This is a genomic window from Streptomyces oryzae, from assembly GCF_017676365.1.
GTDB lineage: Bacteria > Actinomycetota > Actinomycetes > Streptomycetales > Streptomycetaceae > Streptomyces > Streptomyces oryzae.
The window spans coordinates 1-15,046 of sequence record NZ_JADKMA010000192.1 but is presented as its reverse complement, the minus strand read 5'-3'; the positions used below and the strand labels follow the sequence as shown (position 1 = coordinate 15,046).

Genomic DNA, 15,046 nt, shown 5'->3' with positions numbered 1-15,046 from the left:
GTGATGACCAGGACACGGTCGCCGGGCGCCGTGAAGTGTTCGCGGCGCTCGCAGGGGATGCCGGACGGGGGGAGGGTCTGGGCGCGGGCCCAGGCGAGGAGGTCGGGGGCGCGGTCCGGGGCGGCCTTGGCCTCCCACATGAGGGCGACGGTCGGCATCAGGTGTAGAGGTTCTTCCTGCTCAGCTCGTGGACGTGGTCGTGGGAGCGGGAGTCGTCGTGGGAGTGCCCGGAGGGATCGGGGACGTGAGGTTCCGTCACCGGGAGGGAGGAGTCGGCGGGCAGGTCCCAGGCGGAGGTGGTGCGGTTGCGGGCCACCATCTCGGCGCCGAGGGCCGCCACCATCGCGCCGTTGTCCGTGCACAGCTTGGGCCGGGGCACCCGCAGGGTGATGCCCGCGGCGGCGCAGCGCTCCTCGGCCATGGCGCGGAGCCGCGAGTTGGCGGCCACACCGCCGCCGATCATCAGGTGGTCGACGCCCTCGTCCCGGCAGGCGCGGACCGCCTTGCGGGTCAGCACGTCGGTGACGGCCTCCTGGAAGGAGGCGGCGACATCGGCGACGGGCACCTCCTCGCCCGCGTTCCGCTTCGCCTCGATCCAGCGGGCCACGGCGGTCTTGAGCCCGGAGAAGGAGAAGTCGTACGCCGCGTCGCGCGGGCCGGTCAGCCCGCGCGGGAAGGCGATGGCGTCCGGGTCGCCCTGCTTGGCGTACCTGTCGATGACAGGGCCGCCGGGGAAGCCGAGGTTCAGTACGCGGGCGACCTTGTCGAACGCCTCGCCCGCCGCGTCGTCGATGGTCGAGCCCAGCGGCCGTACGTCGGCGGTGATGTCGGGGGCCAGCAGCAGCGAGGAGTGACCGCCGGAGACCAGCAGCGCCATCGTCGGCTCGGGCAGCGCCCCGTGTTCGAGCTGGTCGACGCAGATGTGCGAGGCCAGGTGGTTGACGCCGTACAGCGGCTTGCCCAGCGCGTACGCGTACGCCTTCGCCGCCGATACGCCGACGAGCAGCGCCCCGGCGAGCCCCGGGCCCGCGGTGACGGCGACGCCGTCGAGGTCAAAGGCGGCGACCCCGGCCTCCTTCAGGGCACGCTCGATCGTGGGGACCATCGCCTCCAGATGCGCCCGGCTGGCGATCTCCGGGACGACGCCGCCGAACCGCGCATGCGTGTCAACGCTGGAGGCGACGGCATCGGCCAGCAGCGTGTGGCCGCGCACGATCCCGACGCCGGTCTCGTCGCAGGAGGTCTCGATGCCGAGAACGAGCGGTTCGTCAGCCATGGCTCTTCGATCCTTGGTGCGTGTGCGGAAGGGGGTTGTGGAGCGTGTTCGCGGGGGTGTCCCCGGAGGGGTCGGCGGCCGCGTACGAGGCCGGGTCGGCCAGCCGCATCACCAGCGCGTCGACGTTCGCGGGCTGGTAGTAGCCGCGGCGTATACCGATGGGCACGAAGCCGAAGCGCTCGTAGAGGCGCTGTGCCGGTGCGTTGTCCACCCGCACCTCCAGCAGCACCTCCGCGCACTCGAAGTCGGTCGCGGCCCGCACCAGCGCGTGCAGCAGCCGGGAGCCGAGGCCGGTGCCCCGGTGCGCGGGCAGCACGCCGATGGTCTGGATGTCGCCCGTGCCGCCGACCGCCGCGAGGCCGCCGTACCCGACGAGGGAGCCGTCCGTCTCCTCGGCGACCAGATAGCGGCGGGTGGCGTCCGGGCCCCGCGCATGCGCCAGCTCGGACCAGAACATCCCCGCCGACCAGGCGTCCTCGGGGAAGAGCTCCTGCTCCAGCCGCAGCACCGGCTCGATGTCCCACCAGCGCATCTCGCGCAGCGTGACCCCACCGCCGGGGCGACCGCGGTCCGGGGCGCCGCCGTCCGTGGTGCTCACCGCGGGGTGACCACCTTGTATCCCGCGGGCACCCGCGCGTCCGGCCGCCGCAGATACAGCGGGCGGGGCGGCAGCAGTTCCTCGCCGCGGGCCAGCCGCTCGGCCGCGAGCCGGGCGAGGGCCGCGGCGGACTGGTCGGCCGGCAGCTCGCGCCGCACCCCGCGGAAGACGGACTCGTACAGCACGGCGCCCGCGCCGACCGCAGGCAGCCGGCCGATCTGCGGCTCGGCGGCCTCGATCTCGGCGGGCGGGTCCACGGCCGGGTCGGTCACCCGGGTACGGGCATCGGCGTACCGCGCCCAGTAGACCTCCTTGCGGCGTGCGTCCGTCGCGACGACGAACGGCTCCGTCAGCCCGGAGGCGTACGCGATGCCGTCCAGCGTGCACACCCCGTGCACCCGCTGGCCCAGCGCGGCGGCGAACGCCTCGGCCGTCGCCAGACCGACCCGCAGCCCGGTGTAGGGGCCGGGGCCGACGCCGACGACCACGTCCGTGACCTCGGCGAGTTTCCGGCCCGCCTCGCCGAGCACCGCGTCCACGCAGGGCAGCAGCAGTTCGCCGTGGCGGCGGGCGTCGACCTTGTGGGCGGTGGCGAGCGTGCGGTCGCCCTCGGCGTCGTGGAGCGCGACGGTGACGGCGGGTGTGGCGGTATCCAGCGCGAGCATCAACACCCGACCAGCCTACGGCGCCCGCGCGGCCCGCCCTCACCCGTGCGTGCCCACAGCCTCCTTCTTGGCTGCCTTGCCGAACGGTACGTTGACGCCGGTCAGCTCGGCGCGGATACCGTCCTTGGCGACGGAGACACCGCGCAGCCGGATGTCCCCCGGCATCTCGGGCAGCTTCTGGTTGAGGGCGAGCTTGTCGGCCAGCTTCGGCTCCTCGATCTTCTTCAGGGCCTCGATCAGCGCCGGATCGATCCCGATCTTCTTCAGCAGCTGCGGGTGCTGGACGACGAGATCGAGCAGGTTGAGCCGCATCACCTTGTCCGTGAAGCGCGGCGAGCCCGTCACCCGGTGCAGCTCCCGGTCGCTGCGCTGCACCTGCCGGGAGCGCTCGGGCGTCATACCGAACCGCTTGGCGATGGACCGCACCCCGAACAGCGCCCGCGCCTTGTTCCTGTCGTGCTGGATGCGCTCGGCCAGTGGACGGGACAGCCGCAGCCCCGCCTCGTCGCCGGTGCCGGGAGTAAAGCTGAACAGCTTGGGGACGACCAGCCGCATGTCGTCCACCGTGGTGCCCACGGCCCGGTCGCCGGTGCGTTCGACGTGGGCGCGGGCCCGCACCCTGACCGTGTCGCCCGCGACGGGCAGGGCGCCCGCGGCCCGTACGGTGTGCGGTCCTGCCTGGGTGAACCTCACCTGTGAGGTGCCCAACTCCCGGTCGAGGTCGTCGAAATCGAGCAGTACGTCGCCCTTCATCCGGCCGAGCACCGCGCCCCGTACGGAGGACGGCGCATCGCCGATGATCTTCACATCGTTGACGGTGCCGCTGACCTGTGCCACCGAGACCCGGCCGGCGGGCACATCAGGAATGGCCACTTCCACATGGTCCAGGCGCCCCTCCGCCACCTGCGTCAGGAACGGGAAGCCGTTGATGTGCACCTCGGGGCGGGCGTGCAGATGCAGCGAGTCCTGCACCTTCTCGGCCGCCTTGCCCTCCGCGTAGAGCGCGGCCCAGCGGTCGCCGATCCCGAGGAAGGCCAGCAGCGCGCAGCAGGCGATGCCGAGCTTGACGGTGCGCGAGAAGCGGTTGCGGCGACGCCTGCGGACGGCGCGCAGATACGGCATCCGGTCCTCGTACGCGGGCTCGTCGTAGTCCGAGCGCAGGCCGAGACCGCGCAGTCCGCCCTCGTACGGGTCGTCCGGCGCCCCGGGGGCGCCGTCCTGGGGGGTGGGCCCGCCGTGCGTGCCGTACCCGTCGTGCGTCCCGTACGTGCCGTCCCCGCCGTCCGCCAGTGCCTCGTACGGGTTCGGAGTGGGGCCGGCCATGGCCTCGGTGCCGTCCTGCGGGGCCAGCGCGGCCAGTTCGTCGTACGGGTTGGCCGGGCGGTGCGGGGCCCCCGCCACACGCCGGTGGTCCCCGGGGGCCGGGGGGCCTTGAGGGTCGGGGATTTTCGGTATGGGGGTTGTGGAGTTTGTCGACGAACCGTGGGGGGTCATCGCCATATGCGAACACAGGCGCGGGTGTTACTCCAAGTTCCCTCTTCCGACGCCCGCCGGCCACCGTCTTGTCCCTCGGCCGAGACGTGCCCCGGCGCGGACCGGGGGTGCCCCTCCTGCTGCTACCGTCAATCACTGGTCAGCCTGTCAGGCATGCGGGTACGAGAGGTGGCAGCGCACGGTGGCACGCAGCAGCGGCGGCAGCGCCGGAGTGATCGTGGCCGGGCTGACGGCGGCGGCGCTCGCCGTGATCGGCTTCTTCGCGTACCAGGCGGCGGCCGCACAGGACAGCGCCGGAAAGCCCTTCACCGAGAAGACGGCCAAGCCCTCCCCCGGTGCCTCCGACGGCAAGGGCCGCGCGCCAGCGGAGAAGGACGCGGCGCTGCCGGGCAACAGCGGGCAGGGGCACCGGGTGGTCTACGCGCTCAAGCAGCGGCGGGTGTGGCTGGTCACCAAGAACGGCAAGGTCAGCAGGACCTTCGAAGTCTCCCCCAGCAGCGTGAGCCCGCCGCCGGGCAGCTACAAGGTCAGCTCGCGTGCCTCGCATGTGAAGGGCTCGGACGGGGTGCCGGTCGAGAACGTGGTTCGGTTCGCCGACGTCGACGGCGTCACGATCGGCTTCAGCGCCGCCCTGGACGGCTCGACGCCCACGCCGCCGGATGCCTCCCGTAAGACGGGAGGCATCCGGGAGAAGCGGGATGACGGCGAGGCGATGTGGCTGCATGCGCCCATCGGGACCCGCGTGGTGGTCGTCCGCTAGCGGGTCGTCCACTGGCCGGGGAGGGGCTGCCCCGTTCTGCCCGTCGCGGACTGCGGGTACGTCGTGGCTTGTCGCGCAGTTCCCCGCGCCCCTTATTTGTCACCCCGCAAGCTTGGGCAGTCTGCTCCCCCAAGCTCTTCGAGCAGGAGTACCCCCAGGGCGCAGGGCTGGCAAGCGCAGCCTTCCACGCCGGGTACGGGTCAGTCGCGGTCGGACTGTTCGCCGTCGGGCTCCTCGCGCGGGGGCCGCGACACCGCCGCCGCGGCCGCGCAGGAGGCGAGCAGCTCACTCATGGGCGGCGTGCCGTGGGTCGCGATGTGGCCGTCGGCGGACGCCCGGTGCTCCGATTGCTGTGCGGTCATGGCTCCTCCAGGGGCGTCGGCACGGCGGCACTTAGGCATACCTAACCGTGCTCTCACCTCCCATGGGACCATGCCCCGCACTCGCGGCGCAACATCTTGCCGACACCATGTCGGGACGGCACACACTCAGGCGAGACAGCTCAGGCGAGGGCCTCCAGGTCCTCCGCCGCCCAGCGCCGGCCCACACCCACGAAAGTGACGGTCCGCACCCCGTCGGCGCCCTCCTCGGCGCCCTCCCCCAGCGTGCGGGTGATCACCACGTGCAGCCGTTCCTCCGTCAGCTCCTCCACCTTGCCCTCGCCCCACTCCACGACCACCACCGACTCGGGCAGCGAGACGTCCAGGTCGAGGTCCTCCATCTCCTCCAGGCCGCCGCCGAGCCGGTAGGCGTCCACATGGACCAGCGGCGGTCCGTCCGTCAGCGAGGGGTGGACGCGGGCGATGACGAAGGTCGGCGACGTCACGGCGCCGCGCACGCCCAGCCCCTCGCCCAGGCCGCGCGTCAAGGTCGTCTTCCCGGCGCCGAGTTCACCCGTCAGGAGGACGAGGTCCCCGGCGCGCAGCAGCCGGGAGAGCCTTACGCCGAGCTCGCGCATGGCCTCTGCGGTGCGCACGGTGACGGTGACTTCGTGCCGGTTGCTGCCGGTCAGGCCCCCGTCAGCGCCGGAACGGCCGTCGGACGGAGCCTGTGGAGGCGGGAGCGGATGCTGGTGGTGCGGTGCTTCCATGCGTCCGGATGGTACGCGTCAGCAGCCGGGCAAGGTGTGCGTTGACCGGCTCGGGACGCTCCAGCATGGCCAGGTGTCCGGTCGCCTCCAGGATCACGAAAGCCGCGTCCGGCAGCGCGGCCGCGATCTGTTCGCTGTGCTCACTCGGCGTCATCAGATCGCGGTCCCCGGCCAGCACCAGCACGGGCCGCCCGTCGAAGGCGGCCAGCGCGGCGGCCTTCTCATGCTCGGCGAACGCGGGGTAGAACTCCGCGACGACGTCCACAGGCACCGACTCGATCAGGCGCTCCGCGAACCGCGCCACCCCCGGGTCCACCTCGCGGGGGCTGCCGAAGGAGTACCGCTTCACCACCCCGGCGAACAGGTCGGCGGTCGCCCGGCGCCCTCGCTCGACCAGCTCGGACTGGCCGGCCAGCGCCCGCAGCACCCCGGGCACCACCCGCCGCACCGCCCGCACCCCGGCGGCCGGGAGGCCGTAGGTCACCTCGGCGAGACCGCCCGCGCTGGTGCCGAGGAGCGCCACACCCGCGACGCGCTCGGCCACGTACTGCGGGTACTGCTCGGCCAGCGCCATCACGGTCATACCGCCCATCGAGTGCCCCACCAGCACCACAGGGCCCTCGGGTGCCGCGGCGTCGAGCACGGCCTTCAGATCGCGGCCCAGCAGATCGATGGAGACCGGCTCCCCGGCGGGCGCCCGCGCGGAGCGGCCGTGGCTGCGCTGGTCCCAGTACACGCACCGCACCGCACCGCGCAGCGCTGCCCGCTGGAAGTGCCATACGTCCTGGTTGAGGCAGTAGCCGTGCGAGAACACCACGGTGAGCGGTGCCGCCTCGCTCCTGTTCCGCCCGCGCAGCAGCTCCCTCAGCCGCGCCCAGTACCCGGCCACGGGGCCCGCAGCCCCCTCGTCCGTGTCCCCGTCCGCCTCCGGCGGCGCCTCGGGCAGCGGCACGGGGCTCACCTCGGGGCCGCCCAGGCCGTCGCCGGCGCCCGTGGCCGGCGCCCCGGCGTCCGCCGACGCGGGCGGGCCCTGGAAGTCGGCGGGTTCGTCGATCTCGTAGTAGAGCTCCGTGCCGTCCTCGGCCCGTACCCGGCCGGGGGTGCCGCGCAGTGTGCCGTAGGGTCCCGCGGCATCCAGCGCCAGCCGGGCCTTACGGCGTACGGAGCGGTGGACGGTGAGCCGTTCGACGGCGACACCCGCCGCGACCACACCGAGCGCGGCACCCGCGATGCCCACCCGGCGCGTCCAGTCCGCACCGCCCCCGCGTGCGGAGGCGGCGGCCTGTGCCCCCAGCCCCCGGCCGGGAGGTTCCCCCAAAAGCTCCGCCGCGCCCTCGACGGCGGCTGCCGCCGTGCGCCGGGCGCTGTCCGCGGTCTTCACGGCGCCCACGGCCTCCAGCGCCTGCTGTGCGTGCCGCAGCCCTCCCCCGGACCCCGCGGCGCGTTGCGCGTACCGCTGTGCGGTGCTCTCGTCTCCCATGACCGCCCCCGTCGTCCCATCCGTCCCGTGGTCCGTCGTCCGTCCCGTCCCTCGGCGCAGCTACGCGCCTGCCGGTTCGCCTGTGTATACCCGCGGCACGCGGGCGCTGATCCGGGTGACGATCTCGTAGGAGATGGTGCCTGCCGCGCGGGCCCAGTCCTCGGCGGTGGGCTCGCCCGCCTCGCCGGGGCCGAAGAGGACGACGCGGTCGCCCGCAGCCGCCGTGTCGCCGCCGAGGTCCACCACGAACTGGTCCATGGCCACCCGCCCGGCGATCGTCCGCCACTTGCCCGCGACGAGCACAGGAGCGGCGCCGGACGCGTGGCGCGGAAGGCCGTCGGCGTAGCCGACGGGCACAAGCCCGAGGGTCGTCTCGCCAGGCGTGGTGTAGCCGTGCCCATAGCTGACCCCGTGGCCGCCGGGCACCCGCTTGACCAGCGCGAGCGAGGCGCTGAGCGTCATCACCGGACGGAGCCCCAGGCTGTCGGCGGTGCCGACCTCGGGGGACGGGGAGAGGCCGTAGACGGAGACACCGGGGCGTACGAGGTCGAAGTGGGACTCGGGGAGGGTGAGCGTCGCCGGCGAGTTCGCGTGGTGCCGCACCTCGGGGTCGAGCCCGGCGCGCTCGGCGACGGCGACCGCCTCGCGGAAGGCGGCGAGCTGCGCGGCGTTGGCCGGATGGCCCGGTTCGTCGGCGCAGGCGAAGTGCGACCAGACGCCGGTGACCTTCAGCGCGCCCTCCGCCTCCGCCGCCCGCGCGGCGGCCACCAACTGCGGCCAGTCGGCAGGCTGGCAGCCGTTGCGGCCGAGCCCGGTGTCGGCCTTCAGATGGACGCGTGCGGGGCGCCCGGCGGCGCGGGCCGCCGTGACGATCTCCTCCAGCGCCCAGGTGCCGCTCGCCGAGACGTCGATGTCCCGCTCGATCGCCTCCCGCCACGGGCCGCCCGGCGTCCACAGCCAGCACATCAGCCGGCCCCGGTCACCGGCCTTCCGCAGGGCGATCGCCTCCTGAGGGGTGGCCGTACCCAGCCAGGTCGCCCCCGCCTGCCGCGCCGCACGGGCGCACGGCACCGCCCCGTGCCCGTACCCGTCCGCCTTCACGACGGCCATCAGCTCGGCCCGCGGCGCGTACGCGCGCAGCGTCCGTACGTTGTCCCGCAGGGCGTCGAGATCGATCTCGGCACGCGCCCGGCCGTGGTCTTCGGCCCGGTCGGCCGCGATGCCGCCGCCGGGGTGCTGGTACACGTCGTTCACCGGTTCAGTGTCGCAGGTGCCGCCTGCGGGATGACCCTCAGTGGCCCGTCGCCCCGTCCGTGCGCTCGCGGAGCAGGTCGGCGTGGCCGCAGTGCTGGGCGTACTCCGCGATCATGTGGATGAGCACCCGGCGCAGCGAGACGGGGCGGCCGGTGCGGGCGTGCGTGCCCGTCGCGTCCAGCGCCATCGCTGCTGTGATCTCGCGGGAGCGCTCGCACTCGGCACGCCATGCGGCCAGCGCCTCGGCCGGGTCCCCTTCCAGCGAGCCGAAGTCCTGGTCGGGGTCGTCGTCCGAGTAGTACAGCAGCGGCACCTCCTCCTCCGCGAGCTGGATGCGGAACCACCAGCGCTCCACGGCCGCCAGGTGCCGCACCAGCCCGTGGAGGCTCATGGCGGAGGGTGGGACCGTGCGCTCCGAGAGCGCTTCCGGCGGCACGCCTGTGCACTTGAGCAGCAGCGTCTCACGGTACCAGTCGAGATAGCGGGTCAGCAGTTCGCGCTCGTCCCCCACCAGGGGCAGTGGCTCTCGGGTGTCGTCCGGCCACCGGGCGGCGAGGGCGACCGGTGCGCCGCCGACGGCCTGTTCCTCAGTCATGCCAGGAGTGTGACACCGGCCACTGACAGCGCCGGAAAACCGGTTGCCCGCGCTTGGACAATGGCGCTGTGACCTGGACCATCAAGCCCGAGTCCGTGACCGCGCCGGACTCCGTCGCCACGATCCGTGCCTACATCGCCGACATCGCAGGCCGCTACTACGGGCGCCCTGCGACCGAGCAGGAGATCGACGCCGCGCTCGCCGAGGAGCCGGACGACGAACTGGTCCCGCCCAAGGGCGCGTTCCTGCTGGCCCGCGCCCGTGCGGACGGAGCTGTCGCCGGCTGCGTCGCCGTGCTCATGGTCGCCGATACGACTGCCGAGATACGGCGCGTCTGGGTGGCCCCGCGCGCCCGCAAAGGCGGGCTCGGCGGACTGCTGATCCGCACCGCGGAGTGCGCCGCGCTCGACATGGGGGCGATGTCCGTGCGGTTGGACACCCGGCGCGATCTGGTGGAGGCCAAGCGGTTGTACGCGCGGCACGGGTACGAGGAGATCGCGCCCTTCAACGACTCGCCCTACGCGGACCATTGGTTCGGCAAGCCCTTGCGCCCCCTCCCGGCCCTGCGGGAGCGGTCGCTTTAGTCCGGGGCGCCTTGAATGTCCTGCCCTGGTCTCTTGTTCGGCGACTGCGGGTTGTGTGTGGTCGCTCGCGCAGTTCCCCGCGCCCCTGAATTGTTTCCCCGCAAGCTTGGGCAGTCTGCTCCCCCAAGCTCTTCGAGCAGGAGGTACCCCCAGGGCGCAGGGCTGGCAAGCGCAGCCCTCATTGCCGGGGTACGCACGATCAGTCGGTCCGCAATACGTCCTGCCACGCCGCGGCCAGCGCCGTCGCGACATCCGTCGCCGCGGGCGGGTCCGTGGCGAGGCGGCCGGCGAGGCCGTGGAGGTAGGCGGCGGCCGAGGCCGCGTCGCGTGCGGACAGGCGCGCGGCGAGCAGACCGCCGGCCAGCCCGGTCAGTACGTCGCCGCTGCCCGCCGTGGCCAGCCACCCGGTCCCGGTGGCGTTCACCCGTACGGGGGAAGGCGGGGAGCCGGGCCGGGACGGCTCGGCGACCAGCGTCGTGGAGCCCTTGAGCAGCACGGTGGCACCCGTCTGGTCCGCCAGCCGCCGTACCGCCGCCAGCCGCCCGGCCTCCACCTCCTCGCGGGCCACCCCGAGCAGCGCGGCGGCCTCACCGGCGTGCGGGGTCAGCAGGGTGGGCGCCGTCCGGGCGTGTACGGCGTCCATGTCCATCAGCCGCAGCCCGTCCGCGTCCACCAGCACCGGCACATCCGAGTCCAGCACCTCGTCGACGGCGTGCCGCGCGGCCGGTTCGTCGCCCAGGCCGGGACCGACAGCCCACGCCTGCACCCGGCCCGCGTGCCCGGGCGGGCCCTCGGACACCAGCGTCTCCGGATAGCGGGTGACGACGGCCTCCGCGCCGGGCCCCACGTACCGTACGGCGCCCGCGCCGCTGCGCAGCGCGCCGGAGACCGCCAGCACCGCGGCCCCGGGGTAGCGCCCGGAGCCCGCGACGATGCCGACGACGCCGCGCCGGTATTTATCGCTCTCCGCCTTCGGCCTCGGCAGCAGCCTGGCGACGTCGGCGTGCTGCAGCGCCTCCACGTCCGGGACCTGGGGCAGCTGCGGGCCGAGGCCGATGTCGACCAGCCGGACGGCTCCCGCGTACTCCCTGGCCGGGTCGATCAGCAGCCCCGGCTTGTACGCGCCGAAGGTGACCGTCGCCCGCGCCTCCAGCGCGGGCCCCGGCACCTCGCCCGTGCCTGCGTCCACCCCGCTGGGCAGATCGACGGCGACGACCGGCACCCCTGCCTCCCGCACCAGGTCGGCCAACTCCACGGCGGCGGGCCGCAGTCCGCCCTTGCCGCCGATGCCGACGATGCCGTCCACCACCAGGTCGGCCCGGGCGACGATGTCACCGACCGGCTCCGCGACACCCTCCACCACCGCGCCCGGGGCCACCCGCACCCGCCCTCCGGCGGCCCGCAGCGCGGCCAGCCCGCCCTCGTGCGCGCGTTCGGGCGCCAGCAGCACCGCGGTCACCCCGGCGCCGCGGCGGGCCAGCCGGGCGCCCGCGTACAGCGCGTCCCCACCGTTGTCGCCGCTGCCGACCAGCAGCACCACCCGGGTCCCGTACGTCCGCCCCAGCAGCTGTCCGCAGGCCGCCGCCAGCCCGGCCGCGGCCTGCCGCATCAGCGCACCCTCGGGAAGCCGTGCCATCAGCGCCCGCTCCGCGGCACGCACGGTCTCCACGCCGTAACCAGTCCTCATGCCCCCAGTGTGGCGTCCCCCTCACCCCACCGCGCCCCGGAGGGGCCGACCGCTCAGCTCTCCGCGACGACCACGGCCGAGGCGACCCCCGCATCGTGCGAGAGGGAGACGTGCCAGCCCCGAACGCCCAACTGCGCGGCGCGTTCCGCCACGGTGCCGCGCACCCGCAGATACGGCTGTCCGGAATCCGCCGTGCACACCTCGGCATCGGTCCAGCGCAGCCCACTGGGCGCACCCAGCGCCTTGGCCAGCGCCTCCTTCGCGGCGAACCGGGCCGCCAGCGAGGCGATCCCGCGCCGCTCGCCGCTGGGCAGCCACAGCTCGCTGTCCACGAAGAGCCGGTCCGCCATGCCGGGCGTACGCGCCAGGGAGGCGGCGAAGCGGTCGATCTCCGCGACGTCGATTCCCACCCCGATGATCACCGCTGTCTCACTTCCGCACCTCGCCGCCTCGCCGCCACGTCACGCCGCGAGTACATCACCCCGGCCACCCGCGCCGCCACGAGCCGGCCGACCGCCAAAGGCCACCGGCCCGGCGGTCACTCTCCCCGCGCCATCCGCTCGATGGCCTCCTCCATCAGCTGCAGATACTCCGACTCCTCGCAGCGCGGCTTGCTGCCCATCACATACAGCTCCAGCGAGTCCGTCAGGTCCTCGGTCAGGTCCTCGTCCGGAAGCCCGTCGGCCAGATCGCTGTAGATGTGGCCCGCGTGGCCTGTCAGCGGGTCGGTACGGAAGGAATTGGAGGAAGACGAGGAAGAGGAGGAAGACGAGGAAGAGGAGGAACGGAAGGAGCGCCGGATGCGGGGGCGGCGTATGCGACTCAAGGGGGAGGACATGGGGCGGAACATAGCCCCAATCGGCACACCGCGTACACCTTTTGGCCGCACTTTGTCCGACCGGTCGGCACAGGGGTCACATCCGGCCAATTCACCGCCCCTGTCCCGGGTTACCGAGGGTCAGCCGCCCCGGAGGTGAGCTCCCTGCGCAGCCCGCGCAGAATGGCACCGTGTCCACGAAGCCCTACGTCGATCTCGGCCGCTCGGAGTGGAGCGCCCTGCGCGAGCGCACCCCGCTCCCCCTGACCGCCGCCGAGGTGGAGGCGCTGCGCGGACTCGGCGACGTCATCGACCTGGACGAGGTGCGGGACATCTATCTGCCGCTGTCCCGGCTGCTCAACCTGTACGTCGGCGCCACGCACGAACTGCGCCGCGCGCTGAACACCTTCCTGGACGACCCGCACCGCTCCGGCCGGCCCAGCCCGCAGCGCGGCACCCCGTTCGTGATCGGCGTCGCGGGCAGCGTGGCCGTCGGCAAGTCCACGGTCTCCCGGCTGCTGCAGGCGCTGCTCGCGCGGTGGCCGGAGCACCCGCGCGTGGAGCGGGTGACCACGGACGGCTTCCTGCTGCCCAAGGCCGAGCTGGAGCGGCGCGGCCTGATGTCCCGCAAGGGCTTCCCCGAGTCGTACGACCGACGCGCCCTCACCCGCTTCGTCGCCGACGTCAAGGCGGGCAAGCCGCGGGTGACGGCGCCGGTCTACTCGCACCTGATCTACGACATCGTCCCGGGCGAGCGGCTGACCGTGCACCAGCCGGACATCCTCATCGTGGAGGGCCTGAACGTCCTGCAGCCCGCGCTGCCAGGCAAGGACGGCCGCACCCGGCTGGCCGTCGCCGACTACTTCGACTTCTCGGTGTACGTGGACGCCCGTACGGCCGACATCGAGCGCTGGTACCTGGAGCGGTTCCGCAAGCTGCGCGAAACCGCGTTCCAGGACCCGCGCTCGTACTTCCACCGCTTCACGGCGGTCTCCGAGGAGGAGGCCCTCGACTACGCGCGCAACACCTGGCGCACCATCAACGAGCCCAACCTCCGCCAGAACATAGCCCCCACCCGCGGCCGGGCCACCCTCCAGCTCCACAAGGGCCCGGACCACACGGTGCAGCGGCTGTCACTCCGAAAGCTGTAGCCCCGGGGAGCTGCAGCCCCGAAAGCCGCAGCTCCCCCGAGCCGATGCCTCAGCCCAGCGCGCGCTTCACCACATCCGCCAGCCGCCCGGCGACAGCCCGCGCATGCTCGATGTCGGCGGCCTCCACCATCACCCGCACCAGCGGCTCGGTCCCCGAGGGCCGCAGCAGCACCCGCCCGGTCTCCCCCAGCTCCCGCTCCGCCTCCGCGACGGCGGCCACCAGCTCAGGAGCGGTCCCGACCCGCGACTTGTCCACGTCAGGCACGTTCACCAGCACCTGCGGCAGCCGCTCCATCACCGCGGCCAGCTCGGCCAGCGACTTGCCCGTGGCGGCGACACGCGCCGCCAGCATCAGACCGGTCAGCGTCCCGTCGCCCGTGGTGGCGTGGTCGAGCACGATCACATGCCCGGACTGCTCGCCGCCGAGCGAGAACCCGCCGCGCTTCATCTCCTCCAGCACATAGCGGTCACCGACCGCAGTCTGCACCAGGTCGACGCCCGCCCGCTCCATGGCGAGCGTGAAGCCGAGGTTGGACATCACCGTCGCGACCACGGTGTCCTTGCGCAGCTGGCCCGCTTCCTTCATGGCGAGCGCGAGGACGGCGAGGATCTGGTCGCCGTCGACCTCGTGGCCGTCCGCGTCGACCGCCAGGCACCGGTCCGCGTCGCCGTCGTGTGCCACGCCCAGGTCGGCGCCGTGCCGTACGACGGCATCCCGCAGCCCGTCGAGGTGCGTGGAGCCGCAGTCGTCGTTGATGTTGAGGCCGTCGGGGTCGGTACCGATGGTGATCACATCGGCGCCGGCCCGTGCGAACGCCTCGGGCGAGACGCGGGCCGCGGCGCCGTGCGCCCCGTCGATGACGATCTTCAGCCCGTCCAGCCGGTTCGGCAGCACGCCGACCAGGTGGGCGACGTAGTTGTCGAAGCCCTCGTCGTAGTCCCTGACCCGGCCGACCCCGGCCCCGGTGGGCCGCGCCCACGGCTCGCCTGCGGCGTGCTCACGGTGGAGGGCCTCGATACGGTCCTCCAGCTCGTCGGCGAGCTTGTGGCCGCCGCGTGCGAAGAACTTGATGCCGTTGTCGGGCATCGGGTTGTGGCTGGCGGACAGCATCACGCCCAGGTCGGCGCCGAGGGAGCCGGTCAGATAGGCGACGGCGGGCGTCGGCAGCACGCCGACCCGCAGTACATCGACCCCGGCACTGGCCAGCCCCGCCACGACGGCGGCCTCCAGGAACTCACCGGAGGCCCGCGGGTCCCGCCCGACGACGGCGACCGGCCGGGAGCCGTCGGAGGCGCCGGCGGCGGCCCCCGCGTCCGCTCCGGCCTTCGCCTCGGTCAGCACGTGTGCCGCCGCGACCGACAGACCGAGCGCCAGCTCGGCTGTCAGCCCCTCGTTGGCGACGCCACGTACGCCGTCGGTACCGAAGAGTCGTGCCACAGTCGTTCCTCCGAGTTCTGGGGGCGTTCTCCGGGCATTCACCGGGCGGGCCTGGGAGAGCCCGGCACACCAGGTATACGCCCCGTTGTCAGCCTGACGGCGGGTGCGGCGCCGTCACAAGACCGGGTGTCGGGCCGGATGCCGTACGCCTCGTACG

Annotated in this window: 16 protein-coding genes; 3 read left to right on the top strand and 13 right to left on the bottom strand. The window is 73.5% G+C overall.

Annotated elements, in window-relative coordinates; translation table 11 throughout:
- Window positions 1–157: 157 nt before the first annotated feature.
- The 4 genes from tsaD to ITI46_RS27980 form a co-directional block, all read right to left on the bottom strand.
- Complete coding sequence (gene tsaD, locus ITI46_RS27995; protein WP_209242696.1) at window positions 158–1,276, bottom strand: tRNA (adenosine(37)-N6)-threonylcarbamoyltransferase complex transferase subunit TsaD; 1,119 nt, start codon at window positions 1,274–1,276, stop codon at window positions 158–160.
- Window positions 1,269–1,808, bottom strand: coding sequence for a ribosomal protein S18-alanine N-acetyltransferase (gene rimI, locus ITI46_RS27990; protein WP_209242700.1), 540 nt, complete (start codon window positions 1,806–1,808; stop codon window positions 1,269–1,271). Before rimI ends, tsaD begins: the two co-directional genes overlap by 8 nt.
- A gap of 62 nt (window positions 1,809–1,870) precedes the next feature.
- The gene (tsaB, locus tag ITI46_RS27985) at window positions 1,871–2,545 is read right to left on the bottom strand and encodes a tRNA (adenosine(37)-N6)-threonylcarbamoyltransferase complex dimerization subunit type 1 TsaB (protein WP_209242695.1); all 675 of its coding nucleotides are present in this window, start codon (window positions 2,543–2,545) and stop codon (window positions 1,871–1,873) included.
- Window positions 2,546–2,578: 33 nt separating this feature from the next.
- Complete coding sequence (locus ITI46_RS27980; RefSeq protein ID WP_307808351.1) at window positions 2,579–3,940, bottom strand: LmeA family phospholipid-binding protein; 1,362 nt, start codon at window positions 3,938–3,940, stop codon at window positions 2,579–2,581.
- Window positions 3,941–4,214: 274 nt separating this feature from the next.
- Here ITI46_RS27980 and ITI46_RS27975 point away from each other — a divergent pair, with 274 nt between their 5' ends.
- Window positions 4,215–4,793, top strand: a complete 579-nt coding sequence (locus tag ITI46_RS27975) for a hypothetical protein (protein ID WP_209242693.1) — start codon at window positions 4,215–4,217, stop codon at window positions 4,791–4,793.
- Between the two features lie 200 nt (window positions 4,794–4,993).
- On the opposite strand, the gene ITI46_RS27970 is transcribed toward ITI46_RS27975, so the two are convergent.
- From ITI46_RS27970 to ITI46_RS27950, 5 genes are all read right to left on the bottom strand, one after another.
- Complete coding sequence (locus ITI46_RS27970; protein ID WP_209242692.1) at window positions 4,994–5,155, bottom strand: hypothetical protein; 162 nt, start codon at window positions 5,153–5,155, stop codon at window positions 4,994–4,996.
- A gap of 140 nt (window positions 5,156–5,295) precedes the next feature.
- Complete coding sequence (gene tsaE, locus ITI46_RS27965; RefSeq protein WP_209242691.1) at window positions 5,296–5,883, bottom strand: tRNA (adenosine(37)-N6)-threonylcarbamoyltransferase complex ATPase subunit type 1 TsaE; 588 nt, start codon at window positions 5,881–5,883, stop codon at window positions 5,296–5,298.
- Window positions 5,813–7,363 carry an alpha/beta fold hydrolase gene (locus tag ITI46_RS27960; RefSeq protein ID WP_247746700.1) on the bottom strand — a complete coding sequence of 517 codons (1,551 nt, stop codon included), beginning with the start codon at window positions 7,361–7,363 and terminating at the stop codon, window positions 5,813–5,815. Before ITI46_RS27960 ends, tsaE begins: the two co-directional genes overlap by 71 nt.
- Window positions 7,364–7,423: 60 nt before the next feature.
- Window positions 7,424–8,608 carry an alanine racemase gene (gene alr / locus ITI46_RS27955; RefSeq protein WP_372452090.1) on the bottom strand — a complete coding sequence of 395 codons (1,185 nt, stop codon included), beginning with the start codon at window positions 8,606–8,608 and terminating at the stop codon, window positions 7,424–7,426.
- A gap of 46 nt (window positions 8,609–8,654) precedes the next feature.
- The gene (locus ITI46_RS27950) at window positions 8,655–9,212 is read right to left on the bottom strand and encodes a DinB family protein (protein WP_209242690.1); all 558 of its coding nucleotides are present in this window, start codon (window positions 9,210–9,212) and stop codon (window positions 8,655–8,657) included.
- A 68-nt stretch (window positions 9,213–9,280) separates the two neighbouring features.
- Between ITI46_RS27950 and ITI46_RS27945 the strand changes: the two genes are divergently transcribed.
- On the top strand, window positions 9,281–9,796 hold the full coding sequence (locus ITI46_RS27945; RefSeq protein WP_307808350.1) for a GNAT family N-acetyltransferase: 516 nt from the start codon (window positions 9,281–9,283) through the stop codon (window positions 9,794–9,796).
- 199 nt (window positions 9,797–9,995) lie between these two features.
- Here the strand turns inward: ITI46_RS27945 and ITI46_RS27940 are convergent, their stop codons facing one another.
- From ITI46_RS27940 to ITI46_RS27930, 3 genes are all read right to left on the bottom strand, one after another.
- Window positions 9,996–11,483 (bottom strand): NAD(P)H-hydrate dehydratase, encoded by a 1,488-nt coding sequence (locus tag ITI46_RS27940; RefSeq protein ID WP_209242689.1) that lies wholly within the window; start codon window positions 11,481–11,483, stop codon window positions 9,996–9,998.
- Between the two features lie 53 nt (window positions 11,484–11,536).
- Window positions 11,537–11,905, bottom strand: coding sequence for a holo-ACP synthase (locus ITI46_RS27935; protein WP_209242688.1), 369 nt, complete (start codon window positions 11,903–11,905; stop codon window positions 11,537–11,539).
- 116 nt (window positions 11,906–12,021) lie between these two features.
- Entirely contained in the window at window positions 12,022–12,321 is a 300-nt protein-coding gene (locus ITI46_RS27930) for a hypothetical protein (RefSeq protein ID WP_209242687.1), read from the bottom strand.
- Between the two features lie 170 nt (window positions 12,322–12,491).
- On the opposite strand from ITI46_RS27930, the gene coaA reads away from it, so the two are divergent.
- Window positions 12,492–13,451 (top strand): type I pantothenate kinase, encoded by a 960-nt coding sequence (coaA, locus tag ITI46_RS27925; protein WP_209242686.1) that lies wholly within the window; start codon window positions 12,492–12,494, stop codon window positions 13,449–13,451.
- A gap of 49 nt (window positions 13,452–13,500) precedes the next feature.
- Here coaA and glmM read toward each other — a convergent pair whose 3' ends face one another.
- Entirely contained in the window at window positions 13,501–14,889 is a 1,389-nt protein-coding gene (glmM, locus tag ITI46_RS27920) for a phosphoglucosamine mutase (protein WP_209242685.1), read from the bottom strand.
- Window positions 14,890–15,046: the final 157 nt, after the last annotated feature.